Annotated in this window: 10 protein-coding genes; 7 read left to right on the top strand and 3 right to left on the bottom strand. The window is 46.0% G+C overall.

What is annotated here, in order from left to right; genetic code table 11:
- Nucleotides 1–52: 52 nt before the first annotated feature.
- Both RTR76_RS12145 and RTR76_RS12140 read left to right on the top strand, forming a co-directional pair.
- Nucleotides 53–1,531, top strand: coding sequence for a methyl-accepting chemotaxis protein (locus RTR76_RS12145; protein WP_312521012.1), 1,479 nt, complete (start codon nucleotides 53–55; stop codon nucleotides 1,529–1,531).
- Nucleotides 1,532–1,593: 62 nt separating this feature from the next.
- Nucleotides 1,594–2,007: a VOC family protein gene (locus RTR76_RS12140; RefSeq protein ID WP_312521010.1), complete on the top strand. Its 414-nt coding sequence runs from the start codon at nucleotides 1,594–1,596 to the stop codon at nucleotides 2,005–2,007.
- A 53-nt stretch (nucleotides 2,008–2,060) separates the two neighbouring features.
- Here RTR76_RS12140 and RTR76_RS12135 read toward each other — a convergent pair whose 3' ends face one another.
- From RTR76_RS12135 to RTR76_RS12125, 3 genes are all read right to left on the bottom strand, one after another.
- Nucleotides 2,061–3,320 carry an NAD(P)/FAD-dependent oxidoreductase gene (locus RTR76_RS12135; RefSeq protein ID WP_312521008.1) on the bottom strand — a complete coding sequence of 420 codons (1,260 nt, stop codon included), beginning with the start codon at nucleotides 3,318–3,320 and terminating at the stop codon, nucleotides 2,061–2,063.
- Between the two features lie 67 nt (nucleotides 3,321–3,387).
- Nucleotides 3,388–3,957 carry a xanthine phosphoribosyltransferase gene (locus tag RTR76_RS12130; RefSeq protein WP_312521006.1) on the bottom strand — a complete coding sequence of 190 codons (570 nt, stop codon included), beginning with the start codon at nucleotides 3,955–3,957 and terminating at the stop codon, nucleotides 3,388–3,390.
- 17 nt (nucleotides 3,958–3,974) lie between these two features.
- Entirely contained in the window at nucleotides 3,975–4,871 is an 897-nt protein-coding gene (locus RTR76_RS12125; RefSeq protein WP_312521004.1) for a LysR family transcriptional regulator, read from the bottom strand.
- 125 nt (nucleotides 4,872–4,996) lie between these two features.
- Here RTR76_RS12125 and RTR76_RS12120 point away from each other — a divergent pair, with 125 nt between their 5' ends.
- The 5 genes from RTR76_RS12120 to RTR76_RS12100 all read left to right on the top strand — a co-directional run bounded on the left by RTR76_RS12120 (nucleotide 4,997) and on the right by RTR76_RS12100 (nucleotide 14,611).
- The gene (locus RTR76_RS12120; RefSeq protein WP_312521002.1) at nucleotides 4,997–8,767 is read left to right on the top strand and encodes a phosphoribosylformylglycinamidine synthase; all 3,771 of its coding nucleotides are present in this window, start codon (nucleotides 4,997–4,999) and stop codon (nucleotides 8,765–8,767) included.
- Nucleotides 8,768–8,918: 151 nt separating this feature from the next.
- Nucleotides 8,919–10,880, top strand: a complete 1,962-nt coding sequence (locus RTR76_RS12115) for a PAS domain S-box protein (RefSeq protein WP_312521000.1) — start codon at nucleotides 8,919–8,921, stop codon at nucleotides 10,878–10,880.
- A gap of 1 nt (nucleotide 10,881) precedes the next feature.
- Entirely contained in the window at nucleotides 10,882–12,819 is a 1,938-nt protein-coding gene (locus RTR76_RS12110; protein WP_312520998.1) for a hypothetical protein, read from the top strand.
- A gap of 122 nt (nucleotides 12,820–12,941) precedes the next feature.
- Nucleotides 12,942–13,718 carry a histidinol phosphate phosphatase gene (locus RTR76_RS12105; protein WP_312520996.1) on the top strand — a complete coding sequence of 259 codons (777 nt, stop codon included), beginning with the start codon at nucleotides 12,942–12,944 and terminating at the stop codon, nucleotides 13,716–13,718.
- 80 nt (nucleotides 13,719–13,798) lie between these two features.
- Nucleotides 13,799–14,611, top strand: coding sequence for a zinc ribbon domain-containing protein (locus RTR76_RS12100; RefSeq protein WP_312520994.1), 813 nt, complete (start codon nucleotides 13,799–13,801; stop codon nucleotides 14,609–14,611).
- Nucleotides 14,612–15,014 lie beyond the last annotated feature (403 nt).

Raw genomic sequence — 15,014 nt, 5'->3', positions numbered from 1 at the left:
GTCGCTTCAGAAAATGAGGCGATCTCTTTTTTATAGTTGGGAGGAGCAAATTATGCTTTGGTTTGGCAGGAAAAAGGCGATTCAAAGACTGACTGACAGTACGGCTGAATACGCTGCAGGCAGAATGGCAGGCAAGCTGAAGTCAAGTGATTATCCTAGTGAGTTACAGCCATTAGTGACTAATATTGGGTTATTAGCGGATATGCTGCGCCAATTTACCCAGGACACCCAAGCCTCATCCGGTCAAGTTGCATCAGCAGTCAATCAGGTTAATGAAGCAATCACCAATGCAGGATTGTTAGCACAAGACATCCGTCATGAAGCTGCCCGTACCCGGGAACTGTCGACCGCTCTTACCCGGGAGGCACTAGCAGCTAATCAGCAAATCGGTGAGGTTATGGAGGCTGCCCAGTCTATTTCTTCAATTGCCGGAAGTATCTATCAGGATAGCGGAAAAACGAAACAGAGTGCTGAGCAGGGCTTTTTACAAGTCGGTGAGGTAGCCAATGCTATGTCAGACATTCAGCAGGCATCATCTGCTCTGGAAGAACGCATTCGTTCCTTGATGCAGGTTGCCCGCCAAATAGATGCTTTTTTAAACACGATTCAAGGTATTTCCTCTCAAACGAATTTGCTTGCCTTAAATGCCAGTATTGAAGCTGCCAGAGCAGGCGAACACGGACGCGGCTTTGCGGTAGTGGCACAGGAAATACAGAAGCTGTCTGATGCCAGTAACCAGGCTGCTAACTCGGCTAATGGTCTGCTGGTGCAAATTGATAAAGGGATCATGGAAGCTGCAACTGCCGCTGAGCAGGGGGCCGGATCGGTTGAACGCGGTATGCAAGCCATGACACAAGCCGAGAAAAGTTTAAAAGATATTGTTGCTGCTACCAGCCATGTAGAAGCTCAGCTGGCTGAAGAGAGTGCCGCCCGTCATAAACAATTACATGCAACCAGCGAGGCCACGCAAATGCTGGCAAGTATGACGGATCTTTGCGCACAGGCAGCTAAGCATATTGACAGCATGACAGCAGCGCTGGAGAATCAGGCTGAGCATTTTAATGAAACGCGTAATATGGGAAGAATTATGGCCGGTGTGGCCGATGACCTTGTAAAAACAACTGGTGCAATTATGCTGGTTGCCATGCAGGATAGCGAGCAGCAGGCATTAAAAGCAAAGATCAACCATCTGAAAGACATAATACTGAAAATGGTCAAAGACTCGCGTATTACTGATTTATCTATAAAAGGGCATGAACAAGCTCTGCGTGAATTATTGGATGCAGGTTATGGATTGGAGGCAGCCTGGACAAATCAGCCTGACGGTCACTTTATTGTTTCCTTGCCATCTGCGGGGATTGCCAATGCTTCTTCGCGAGAATGGTTTAGAGAAGCACTTAAAGGGAAACATTATATTTCTGAAGTCTATGTTTCTGCTATATCCCGGCAGCCTTGTATCACGCTGGCAGTGCCTATTCGTAATTACCAGGAAATAGTAATTGGTGTTCTTGGCATTGATATCCGTTTATAGCAGGATTTTAGAAATATTTGGTGAAACTAGAAAGAGGTAAGTCTTTCGGAGGTATAGTAACCATGAAATTTACGCGAGTAGATGCTACCATCAGTACAAATAAGTTAATTGAATCTAAAGAATTTTACATGGATCATTTTGGATTCCAGTTAGTTTATGAAAGCGACTGGTATATTGAATTAGTAGGTACGGAAATTCCTGCTGGTATTAGCTTTACCCTGCCTCAGCGGGAAGCGGGAGAATATTTTAACGGAAAAGGCTTAATCCTTTCTTTTGAAGTTGCTGACGTAGATTCCGAATATGCCCGCTTGAAGGCAGAAGGAGTACCTATTCTACAAGAAATGCAGAATAAACCATGGGGAGAGCGCAGTTTTGTTGTTGATGACCCCAATGGTGTTCACTTGTATATTTACAAATCGATTCCTGCTACACCTGAATACCAGGAAATCTATGAATCTTTTCAAAAGAAAGCATAAGAATAGTAAAAGGCAGATTGCATGTCGTTTAGACTGCAATCTGCCTTTTTTATTTATTCCTTAGTAATCAGCCGGACGGCGCGCTCATAGAAAATATAATCCCAGAACCATTTCCAAAAGACAAAAAGACGGTTGCGAAAGCCTGCCAGGCGGACAATATGGACGCCCGTCCATAACAGCCAGGCAATCAGGCCCTTTATCTTTAAACTGCCGATTTTAGCTACTGCTGAATTGCGGCCTATGGTGGCCATTGAGCCCAAGTCATGAAATATAAAAGGTTCACATTTATCATCCTGCAGAAGCCGCCAGATGTTAGAAGCCGCTGCAGAGCCCTGCTGGAGGGCCACAAGAGCATTCATCGGGAGCGGTTTGCCATTTTCCTCGCAATGAGCGGCATCACCAATAACAAATACTTCGGGATGCTCAGACAATTGAAGAGTTGGTGTTACAATTGCCCTGGCCAAGCTGCCCTGGTTTACGCCAAGCATGTCGATCAGTCCTGCAGCGCGTACGCCGGCAGCCCATATAAGGGTTTGAGCCGGAATGATTTCTCCGCCTTTTAAGGTAACCCGTTCCCCGTCAAAATCGGTAACCATTGCTCCAAAACGTACTTCCACATGCTTTTTCCATAGTGTCTCGGTAGTAAACTCCTGCAAGTCCTCAGGCACAGCAGGTAATAAATTCTGCCCTGCTTCCAGCAGAAGGATGCGCACTTCTTTGAAATTTAGGCGAGGATAGTCTTTTGTTAATACTTTATAAAATAGCTCCGACAAAGCCCCGGCGGATTCAACTCCGGTTGGTCCGCCGCCAACTACAACAAAGGTGAGCATAGCACGGCGCTTATCGGCATCGTTTTCCTGATTGGCCAATTCAAACCGCTCCAATACGTGGTTGCGAATGGATACGGCTTCTTCAATCGTCTTTAAGCCGAAGCTGTGAGCTGCTACCGATCGCAGCCCGAAGAAATTATGAGTGCCGCCGGCAGCTATGATCAAATAATCATAGTGTAATTCGCCGGTTTTAGTCACAAGTCGCTGCTCGGTTAGCTTTACATCAATGACCTCGGTATTACGGAAATTCAGATTATCCTGCCCCCGCAATATGGCCCGAACGGGATGCGCGATATCCTCCGGTGATAGTCCTGCAGTTGCCACCTGATACAACAGGGGTTGAAACAAATGATAATTTTGTTTATCAATTAATGTTACCTGCACCGGGGCATTATCTAAATCCCGGGCAGCCTGGAGACCGGCAAAACCGGCACCGATGATAACAACATGGGGGGTTTCTTTCGCGTGTGTTTCCTTAGACACAAGTATCACCTCATAAAATGCCCTGAACGTTACACACGATTTCGCTAGCGGAGCTGAAGAATCCTGCTTAGCGGAAGACAACCTCATTATTGACAAAAGACTCAATTCGTACAAGTGATTCTACACGATAGCCTGCATCCAGTAATTTCTCTCTGCCTTGCTGGAAGCTTTTTTCAATAACAATGCCAATGCCGATTACTTCACTGCCTGCTTCACGGACGAGTGTAGCCATACCAAGAGCAGCTTCACCGCTGGCAAGAAAATCATCAACAATTAGGATACGTTCATTGTTGCCAAGAAATTTTTTCGAGATGGTAACATCATTGCTCTCTTTTTTAGTATAAGAATAGACTTGTGTGTGCAAAACATCGTCTGTCATTAAAATCGATTTTTTCTTGCGGGCAAAAACGACGGGGACTTTGAGATATAGTGCTGTCGTAAGTGCTACTGCAATACCGGAAGATTCAATTGTAACTACTTTAGTTATACCGTCGTCCTTAAAGCGCGCGGCAAACTCCTCACCAATCTGCATCATTAACTGGGGATCGAGCTGGTGGTTTAAAAAAGAATCCACTTTAAGTACGGCGTTATTTAATACAATGCCCTCTTTAGCAATACGCTGCTTTAATAATTCCATAATGCGTCCTCCATAACTTATTGTCGCTGTAATAGCTCAATGAATTTTTTTGCTGCCCGAGGAACGGGCAGATTGGCTGTAGTTACGATCCCTAACTGGCGGCTGGGAATTTCGGCTGTAACATCAACTACGAATAATTCTCCTGCCGCTAATTGGTTGCGTACATATTCTTTGGCAATAAAAGAAATTCCTAAACCGATTTTAACTAAATCTACTAATAAATCAATACTGCCTACTTCAAATTCCGGTACTAATTTAACTTTGTTCTTATGCAGCAGCTCTTCAAAATAGTCCCGTGTGACAGAGTTACGCTCTAACAAGAGCAGCGGATACGCTTCTAATTCGGCAAGCGATACTTTGCGTCCAGCAAGAGAAGCAAAAGCGGGGCCTGCTACAAATACATCCTGAATAGCTTGAAGGGAGGTTACCTGCAAATTTTTATTCCACTCATGACCTTCCCGGGGCAGATTGACAACACTTAGGTCAACAGCGCCTTTTTTTACCAAGTCAATACAGACCGGTGAGGTACGGTTTGATACTTTAATTTTGATTTCCGGATAAAGTTGGTTGAATTGCTGAAAATAGGGTAATAAATGATATTTGCAAATCGTGTCGCTTGCACCAATATGCATCTCACCTTGTTTTAAGGCTTGCAGTTCCTTAAGACTGCGTTCACCGGAACCAATTAAATTGAAAGCTTGTTCGATATGTTGAAATAGCAATTCACCTTCCTGCGAAAGGCGAACTTGTTTTGTACTGCGGATAAACAAGCGGCAGTGCAGGGTTTCTTCTAAAGATTTAATAGATTGGCTGACTGCTGACTGAGATATGCGCAATTCAATAGAAGCATCGGAAAAACTGAGATGTTTTGCTACATAATAAAAAACCTTATACAGTTCAAAGTTAGTCTCCATATTAGTTCTCCTAATCGGAATTTAAGTAACATTAACTTTACTAATAAGTATATTCTGGGTATAATGGGTTTGTCAAAAAGAAAATGTGGCATAGCCACGGAAAATCAAGAGGGGGATGCCAGTTTATGCCGCAAAAAGTGAGACGGATTCTGGTGGAAAAAAAACCGGGATTTGATGTGGAAGCGCAAAGTCTTTTTCGTGATTTACAACATAACCTTGGCATTACAGCCCTGGAGAATGTTCGCCTTATTCATCGCTATGATATAACAGGGATTAGCGATGATGTGTATAGCCAGGCTAAGCAAACCATATTCGCTGAACCACCGGTCGATTTTGTGTATGACCAGGCAATTGCCGTTAAGCCGGGTGACAAAGTTTTTGCTGTTGAATTTTTACCGGGCCAGTATGATCAGCGTGCCGACTCTGCTATGCAGTGCATTCAATTGCTTACGCAGGAGCAGCCGCCAGTCATCCGCTCAGCCAAAATGATGATCTTACAGGGACCGCTGGATGAAGAGCAATTTAATGCAATTAAGAAATATTGCATCAATCCTGTTGAGGCGCGGGAAGCTGCATTGGAACTTCCTGCCACGCTTGATTTGGAATGGGAACGGCCGGAGGCGGTGAAAACGCTGGCAGGCTTTACTTCCTTACAGCAGGCCGAATTAAGCGCTTTGCGGGATGAGCTGGGGCTCGCTATGAGCGAGGCAGATTTAGTCTTTTGCCAACAGTATTTCAACAACGATGAAAAACGGGACCCGACGATTACGGAAATCCGGGTTATTGATACTTATTGGTCTGATCATTGCAGGCATACTACCTTTCATACAACGCTAACCGGTATTGAAATTCAGAAGGGGCGTTATACCATTCCGGTTGAACAAGCCTATCGGCAATACCAGGAAGCCCGCGAGTATGTTTACGGGCAGACAGATCGTGATATAAACTTGATGGATATTGCCACTATTGGCATGAAACAGCTGAAAAAGCAGGGACTGCTGTCCGACCTTGATCAATCGGAAGAAGTAAACGCTGCCAGCATTGTTGTTCCGGTTGATATAGATGGCCGTATGGAAGAGTGGTTGGTTATGTTTAAGAATGAAACACATAATCACCCTACGGAAATTGAACCCTTCGGCGGAGCCGCAACCTGCCTGGGGGGGGCAATTCGTGATCCTTTATCGGGCCGTTCCTATGTTTATCAGGCTATGCGCGTTACAGGAAGCGGCGATCCCCGGGCTAAGGTTGAAGATACTTTGCCGGGAAAACTGCCGCAGCGGAAAATAACTGTAGGCGCGGCTCAGGGCTATAGCTCTTATGGTAATCAAATTGGGTTAGCGACTGGCCAAGTTGCAGAAATATATGATGAGGGCTTTATTGCCAAACGCATGGAGATTGGCGCTGTTGTTGCTGCCGCTCCGCGGGATAATGTGAGACGGGAAAAGCCTATTCCCGGTGATGTAGTATTGTTGGTGGGTGGTAGAACCGGCAGAGATGGCTGCGGTGGAGCAACTGGATCTTCCAAGGAACATACTGTTGATTCATTAGCCTCCTGCGGAGCCGAAGTACAAAAAGGCAATGCGCCGACAGAACGCAAAATTCAGCGCCTGTTTCGTCAGCCCGAAGCAGCGCGGCTCATTAAGCGCTGCAATGACTTTGGGGCTGGCGGGGTCGCTGTAGCAATCGGTGAATTAACAGACGGGCTGGAAATATGCCTGGATGCTGTGCCCAAGAAGTACGAAGGACTTGACGGAACGGAATTGGCGATTTCCGAATCACAGGAACGGATGGCTGTTGTTGTGGCAGCCCAAGATGCAAGTCGCTTCAGTGCAATGGCTGATAAAGAAAATCTTGAAGTTACTATCGTTGCCACTGTAACGGATACAAATCGTTTGGTTATGCTTTGGCGCGAAGAGAGCATTGTTAATCTCAGCCGTGATTTTCTAAATACCAATGGTGTTAAGCAGAACGCTGAGGCCATGATTGCGGCTCCATCCGAAACAGAAAACTATTTTGCGATACAGGCGGTCGCTGGGACGACAGATCTGAAAACAGCCTGGCTGTCTAATTTGCGGGATCTTAATGTGTGTAGTCAAAAAGGACTGGTCGAGCGCTTTGACAGCACCATTGGTACTGGGACAATACTAATGCCATTTGGCGGTAAGTATCAATTGACCCCGGCAGAAGGAATGGCAGCAAAAATTCCGGTGTTAAGCGGTGAGACAACAACAGCCACAACGATGGCATTTGGTTATAATCCTCAGCTTGCTAAGTGGAGTCCTTTTCACGGTGCAGTTTATGCTATAGTGGAGTCGGTAGCGAAGTCTGCAGCAATGGGAGCAGATTACCGGCGTATCCGGCTAACTCTCCAAGAGTATTTCGAAAAACTAGGGACAGACCGTACCAAGTGGGGAAAACCGCTGAGCGCCTTACTAGGGGCTTTACATGCAGGGCAGCAGCTTGGGATAGCGCCTATTGGCGGTAAAGACAGCATGTCCGGGACGTTTATGGATTTGAACGTGCCACCAACGCTTGTTTCGTTCGCACTTGCTCCAGCTAAGGCTGATCATATTCTCTCTCCTGAATTTAAGCAAAGTGACAGTGTAGTCGTTCTCTTACCGCTGCAGCGGGATAAGGAAGAAATGCCCTGTTTTGCTACTTTACACAAAAATCTGGCGAAAGTCAGTCAACTGGCTGAGAGTGGTAACCTGCTGGCAGCCCAGACGGTTCGTATGGGCGGGATCGCGGCCGCCATTAGTAAAATGGCATTTGGCAATCAAATCGGCTTTAGCTTTAAAAATGAAATAGCAAGTCAAGCATTGTTTCAGCCTGAATATGGTTCATTTGTTCTGGAAATAGCTGGTGATGCCGATTTATCTTCGCTTTTGGGTGATGTTGATTATCGAGTCCTCGGACAAACTATCTCCAGACCGGTTATTGTCGTTGATGAACAGGAAATAGCATTAGAAGAAGCGATTGCTGCCTGGCAGCAGCCGCTGGAAGAAGTTTTTCCGGTAAATTGTCCTGCTACTATTCATCAACCGGATATGGCAGAATGGACGAAACGCAATACGCGCAAAACAACTATAAAATTTGCAAAACCACGAGTACTCATTCCGGTATTCCCAGGTACAAATTGTGAATATGACTCAGCCAAAGCTTTTTCCTTGGCAGGAGCAGAAGCTGAGCTGCTTGTTTTCCGTAATTTGACGGCAAGTTCTGTGCAACAGTCAATCGATGAATTAGCAAGGCGTATTGGCCAATGTCAGATACTCATGCTTCCCGGCGGCTTCAGCGCTGGTGACGAGCCTGAAGGTTCAGGTAAATTCATTGCTGCCGTTTTTCGTAATCCTCAGGTCAAAGAGGCAGTTACCGGCTTACTGGAGCAACGGGATGGCCTAATGCTGGGCATTTGTAATGGTTTCCAGGCACTTATCAAGCTTGGACTAGTACCTTACGGCAAAATTTGCGATATGACTGAAAAAAGTCCTACATTAACCTATAATGCAATCGGGCGGCATGTGTCCACTATCGTACAAACCAAAATAGTTTCCACCTTGTCCCCCTGGTTTGCTGCTATGTCAGTTGGTGACATTCACTCTATTCCTGTTTCTCACGGAGAAGGGCGTTTCACTGCCCCGCCGGAGATTATGGAGCAATTGATTTTGCAAGGGCAAGTTGCAGCTCAATATGTTGATTTTGAAGGGATGCCTACGTATACCAATAGCTTTAATCCCAATCAGTCGTTTTATTCCGTCGAGGCTTTGACCAGCCCTGATGGAAGGGTGCTGGGGAAAATGGCTCATTCTGAGCGCAGCGGCAATCATATTGCCAAGAATGTTCCAGGTAACAAGGACCAAGCATTATTTAAAGCTGGTGTCCGGTATTTCCAATAAAATAAGTTGCTTAACTAAATGGAAGCGTCGCCGGCAGGCGACGCTTTTTTTAGTCCGGTTTCATTAAATTTCGTCTGAACAATTCCGTAATGATAGAAAGAATGATAATATGTAAGCAACAGCAAGGCGGATTCAAGGGGTGAGATTTGGCATGGATGACAGGATAATTGCATTGCAGCAACGGGTTGCCGAGTTGGAAGAATTGCTAAAAGAGAAGCACCAGGCCAATATTGACCAAACAGCTGCTGAGTTTACTGATCATAAAGCTGCCCAGGAACAGCTTCATAAATTAATGGTAGCTGTCGAGCAGAGTACCTCCGGAGTTGTGATCACAGATGCGCAAGGTAATATAGAATATGTGAACCGGCAGTTTGTGGAAATGACGGGTTATTCCAGTTCGGAAGCAAAGGGGCAGAATCCGCGCATCTTAAAGTCTGGCGAACAAGAAGCTGAGGTATACCGCGAATTATGGGATACCATCATTTCCGGGCGCGAATGGCGCGGTGAATTCCATAATAAACGCAAAGATGGCAGTCTGTTCTGGGAGTCGGCAGCAATTTCTCCAATTCGTGATTCTTCCGGTATTATTACTAACTTTCTGGCAATTAAGGATGATATTACTGATTGGAAAAAAGCGCAGGACGAACTTCAGTTTGTTCATGCCCAAATGATTGAATTATTCAATTCGGCACCGGATGCTATGAGTGTGATTGATAGTCAGCATACCATCATTCTTGTGAATAATACCCTTGGCAAGCTGATGGCTATTAATAAAGAGGAAGCGCTTGGCCGCAAATGCTATGATTTTTTTCTGAATGATTTGTGTCATACTCCCCAGTGTCCTCTGGTGCGAATTATGGCTGGTGAAGAGCGGATTGAAGCAGATATAGAACTTAGAAATGGTCAGGACCGTAAAATTCCCTGTCTGTTTACCGCTATTCCCTATCGGCCGGCCGGTCAACTGATTGGTGTAATTGAAACTTTTAAAGATATGACGGAACGAAGGCGGGCAGAAGAAGCGATGCGTAAGGATTTTTTGCTAGGATCTAAAATTCAACGCGAATTTATTCCGCCGCCAGTGTCGAATGAGCAGATCACAATTCAGCCCATATACGAACCCTATAATCATGTTAGCGGTGACCTTTGCGATTATATTTGGGTAAAAGAAGGACACCTGTTCGGTTATGTCATTGATGTTATGGGACATGGGTTAGCTACTGCGCTGCAAACTACAGCCTTACGGGTACTGTTCCGGCAGGCGGCAGAGAAAGAAAACTCACTTAGCGAAAAAATGGACTGGATTAATCGTGTTGCGATATCCTATTTTGCTGAAGACTCTTTTGCGGGAGCAATTTGCTTTGAATTAGATTTTAATAATATGACATTAACCTATGTTGCAGCTGGTATTAATTTTTTCCTGGCAAGCAGTCGTGAATTGCAAGGCGTTGTAACAGTCCCCGGCTCTTTCCTGGGGATTACCGCAGATGCGGTTTTTGAAAGCTATACAGTTCCAATACGGTATGGTGATACGTATTATTTTGTTACTGACGGTATATTTGATCTAATGGATGACCAGGTGATTGCCAATGTTGGCAATTTTGACGCTACGATGAAAGCACTGCGGGCTAAGGCAACAAGTAGTAAGCGATGGGATGATGCAACAGCGCTGGGGTTAATGATCAAGGCAAAATCAAGCTGGCCAATTCGAATCAATATGCCCAACAAAGAACAGTTCTATAGCTCCCGCAGCCACATTCGGCGAGTACTCCAGCAGCTTTGCGGTGACAATGCAGGACTTTTGGAAGTTGCGGTTAATGAAGCTATTAACAATGCAGTTCATTCAGCTGAAAAAAGTGATGCTTTTTTCGTTCAAATAAAATTAAATTATCTTGGACGGCGGCTGGTGGTTCGCGTCAAAGATAGCGGTGCCGGTTTTTGCGGCAATAAAGCCGTAGCGGAAATAGACCCAGTTAACTGTGACTTATTTTCAGACGTGTTTCTGAACGAATCAGGACGGGGGATTATGATTATGAAAACACTTTTGGACCGGGTAGTTTACAATCGCCAGGGAAATGAGATACTGCTTGTCAAACGAATCGGATCAAGAGGTTAATATGAATAAGGTGGTGCAGGCGATGTCTTCTATTCATGGTGTTTCACTTCCCACTAATGCCGTTTCTCAAACAGAAGAACCGGTAACCGGAACAAGTAAGGCAGAAACCGGGAGCGAACAGCCTGTTGCAAATAAGTTGCCTTCTACAGCCGCTAGTGATACAAGTGCAGTCGGTGAGGCAATACGCAGCACATTGCGTGAGCTCGCGCAGACGATGGATAAACGCAATCAATTGCTGCAGACATTACCAGCTAATATAAAGGAACAGGTGCAGGCGCTGCTTTTGCATTCTGCCGCTTCACAAAACTTGCTATCACAAGGCTTGTTTGCTGCTGTTAACCTTCAAAAACAGACGGCTCAGCAATTGCTTGAAATGGCTTTTGCACTGGAAACGGCGGCTGAGCTTCCAGAGCTTACTGGAGAAAGCGCAACAATATTAGAAAGTGTGACGCAAAAATTAGGTACCGGTAATGCAAGTCAAATTGCCAAACAACTTGTAAGTCTCGCGCGTCAGTTAGTTGATCTGCCCATAGCCCCTAAGGCAGTAAGTACTTCTGGGCAATCGAGTGGATTGCCGAAGGATGGTAACACACAGACTTTGCCCAATGCGCAGGTAACGGCCGGTCAGATGGCTGGAGTGAAAAATGCAGTACCACTGCCTGGAATGACTAATCCATTCAATCCCGTTTTGTCGACGCAGCCAGGCACCACGGCGCCCGGCGAACTGGGCACAGCAGTACCGGGCCAACCAGGCACAGCAGCGCCCAGCCAACCAGGCACAGCAGCGCCCAGCCAACCAGGCACAGCAGTACCCGGCCAACCAGGCACAGTAACGCCCGGTCAACCGGGCGCAGCAATGCCGGGCCAATCAGGCACAGTAACGCCCGGCCAACCGGGAACAGCAGCGCCAGGCCAATCAAGCACAGTAACACCCGGCCAGCCGGGAACAGCAGCACCGGGCCAATCAGTCACCACAGCGCCCGGCCAACCGGGAGCAGCAGCCCCCAGCCAGCCCGGTACAGCAACACCGGTGCGACCAGGCATGATAACGCCCGGACAAGCAGGCACAATCGTACCTGGTCAGTCAAGTACGTCCATTCCCGGTCAGTCAGGTGTAGCCGTGCCCCTAGAACAATCGGGTATGCCGGTGTCTGAACAGCCAGCCGGGGCAGTCTCCGGACAACCAGGTGTGGCGACATCGGGGCAGTCAGAATCAGGAAGGACATTTCCTAGTCAGCAAAATAAAGCAATAGTTGCTAACTGGCTTAATAGTGCTTCTATTCAGGCTGGTCAGCAGTCAGACGGGGCGGAGATGGTCACAATCAAGCAGCTGCTTGCTAATTTGGCAGCTGAAGTGCCAAAAGATCAAATGGCGAAACTGACAAAGTCAGTAGAATCTCTAATGCCTCAGATTTTAAAACAAGCTGCCGCCGAGCAGGGGCTGGCGGAGTTGCCCAACCTATGGGCACTGTTGAAAATGGTAGAGCTTGATCAGTGGAAGGCAATAGACCGCAATGAACGGGCTAAAGCAGGAGTTGCTTTAAGACGCCTGGCCCAGCTGTTTGCCAAGGAAGCGGTACCACAAGGCGAAAATCAAAATACCCATACAGTACTTAGTTATTCGCTGCCACTGTATTTTGGGGATAATCCTACTCCTTATCCCGCTTATATACATATCTATCATCAACGTGAACAAGAGGACCGGGGGCAAGGTGAATACGAGACCTGGCTGCGAATTGCGCTTGATACAGAGAACATTGGCGTAGTGGATACCAGTTTTCGTCTCTATGATGGTGAAAAAGTAGATGTTCGTGTTGGACTGGGCGATTACCAAGCCGTACAATCCTTTACACAGTCCGTACCGGATATCCGTACTGCGCTGGCCGAATCGCCGCTTACCTTAAGCGTTTTGGCTGTCAGCAAACTAAAAGATGAGTGAATATTTTCAAAAGCAACAGCCTGGCACATGGTCAGGCTGTTGCTTTTGCCAGGCAGGATAATAACAGAAACCGGGGAAGAATATATAGAATAAGATTTGATCACTTGAGGAGGATGGATAATTTGCTGTTTGATACACACATGCATACCCGGTTCTCTACTGACTCTGATATGCTGCTGGAAGATGCACTGCTCAGAGCACGGCAATTGGGAATTGGCATCACTATAACAGAACATATGGATTTAGCATATCCCGGCGAACCGGCAGCCTTCACTTTTGATACAGATCAATATTTTGCGGCCTATAATTCCTATAGAAGCGAGTCGGTGCTGCTGGGAATTGAACTAGGGATGCGATGCGATTGCCTGGCAGATAACTGCAGGATTGCTCAAGCTAATTCTTTTGATTACATTATCGGCTCGATTCATGTAGTAGATAATGTGGATATTTACTGCAGTGAGTTCTATCATCAGCGCAGCAAACAAGAAGCGTATAATCTGTATTTTGATGCGATGATTGCATGCTTGCGTGAATATGACTTTATTCACTCATTAGGGCATATCGACTATATTTCCCGCTATGCCAAATATCAAGATACGGAGATCTATTATCGTGAATTTGCAGACCGTATCGATGAGGTACTGCGATTGGCAGCTACGCGAAATATTGCGCTGGAGATTAATACACGCCGTTTAGACAGCAAGGAGAGGATAGACATCATATTGCCTATTTACCGTCGATTTGCTGAATTAGGTGGTACTCTTGTCACAATTGGCTCTGATGCCCACCGGGAGAGCGAAGTAGGCCGGAGATTGAATGTTGGTATGGAAATAGCCAAGCATTGCGGTCTTACAGCAGTACGGTTCGTTAATGGAAGCCCGTTGGAAATTAAAGCATAGCGTTGACGGAAAAGAGGAATTTTGCCATTTATGGGGAAATATTCAATAACTTTGATTAATGCCAGGTGAAGGAGATAGTTGTGGTGTATAAATTTTGTCCTGCCTGTGGCGGCAAGCTACCTCAGGATGGTATTTGTAAGTTTTGCCCTCATTGCGGCCAAAGCTTACCGGTTCAAGATGAGTATGGCACACTTACTCAGCAGCCTGAGCCATCCCCCCCATTATGCAGTATCCCCACTTCAGTGTCTGAGGGGAAGCCCGCCTTTGTAAATAACCGCGAGCAGTTTAGTGTCGTATTAAAGTCGATACGCAATAAAGACAGGCTGGCCGGCAGGCTGAGTCAGGTGCTGAAACGAACGGCAATTGCTACCCGGATGGCAGTAGACTTGGCGCCGTGTCTGATTTTATACAAAAGCAAGGCTGAAGATGTTAAAAGCGCTGTAGCAATTTTTGAAGAGGAAGGCAGTGCTTATACAGTAATTAACGGTGATTTCGAAACCACAACTCCTGTAAAGCAGTTGATAGCTGGTTATCATCAACTGGACCGGGAATCACAGCTCTTATTGGAGGCGACACCAGCTGCTTTGTGGCTAGGTGAGGAGTTTCGGTTAATTATTCCTGATGTTGGATTGGAAAACGAAAGAGGTCTTCTGGTTATAACCGGTAGAAATCTTTGCTTTATCGCAAGTCAGGCGGGTAAGAGCAGATGGAATATAACTCCTTACTCCCAGATTGCCGAAATCATTGAAAAACAAGATGGCAGCGGCGGCTTTGTGGAAGTAATTTACCGGGAGTTTGGCCGTGAGGATGCTTTTTTTATAGCTGATGAATTGCTTTTCCGGCAAGTTTGTGATGAACTGCGTAATGCGATAGAGCAAATCGCATCAGTTTGAATAACACGATACGCATAAGAGCCCTTGCCAATTACGGCAGGGGCCCTGTGTTTTTCAAATAACTGCTGACCGGTATTGCATGATTTGCGGGTTGATGGGAAATATTTTATTTTCGTTTATGGAAAACAAAATATTTTAGAAAAATAAAGGGAAAATATAATGACTATTGAATACTGCACTAAATAAGTAGTGTTTGCCAGTGGATTTAAAAGAGAGAAGGTGCATAGGCAGCAACAGACTAGTGACGGCTGCACTTGTGCGAAGGTTGTAGTTTTGTTGGTTGCATAGAGATACTTTGAAAATACGCTGTAAAATTGTACGGGCAAATCCTTGCCCGTGGTTGGTCAGTTATAGTAGAATAAAATAAGTAATGGTAGCAACCGGCGACCTCGCCCTAGGTGGG

Source organism: Anaerospora sp., from assembly GCF_032013335.1.
GTDB lineage: Bacteria > Bacillota > Negativicutes > Sporomusales > DSM-15969 > Anaerospora.
This window is presented reverse-complemented; position numbering and strand designations above follow the sequence as displayed.

Excerpts from the sequence above, each read along its gene's own strand:
- RTR76_RS12145 (WP_312521012.1), top strand. The coding sequence starts at position 53 with ATGCTTTGGTTTGGCAGGAAAAAGGCGATTCAAAGACTGACTGACAGT.
- RTR76_RS12140 (WP_312521010.1), top strand. The coding sequence starts at position 1,594 with ATGAAATTTACGCGAGTAGATGCTACCATCAGTACAAATAAGTTAATT.
- RTR76_RS12130 (WP_312521006.1), bottom strand. The coding sequence starts at position 3,957 with ATGGAATTATTAAAGCAGCGTATTGCTAAAGAGGGCATTGTATTAAAT.
- RTR76_RS12125 (WP_312521004.1), bottom strand. The coding sequence starts at position 4,871 with ATGGAGACTAACTTTGAACTGTATAAGGTTTTTTATTATGTAGCAAAA.
- RTR76_RS12120 (WP_312521002.1), top strand. The coding sequence starts at position 4,997 with ATGCCGCAAAAAGTGAGACGGATTCTGGTGGAAAAAAAACCGGGATTT.
- RTR76_RS12115 (WP_312521000.1), top strand. The coding sequence starts at position 8,919 with ATGGATGACAGGATAATTGCATTGCAGCAACGGGTTGCCGAGTTGGAA.
- RTR76_RS12110 (WP_312520998.1), top strand. The coding sequence starts at position 10,882 with ATGAATAAGGTGGTGCAGGCGATGTCTTCTATTCATGGTGTTTCACTT.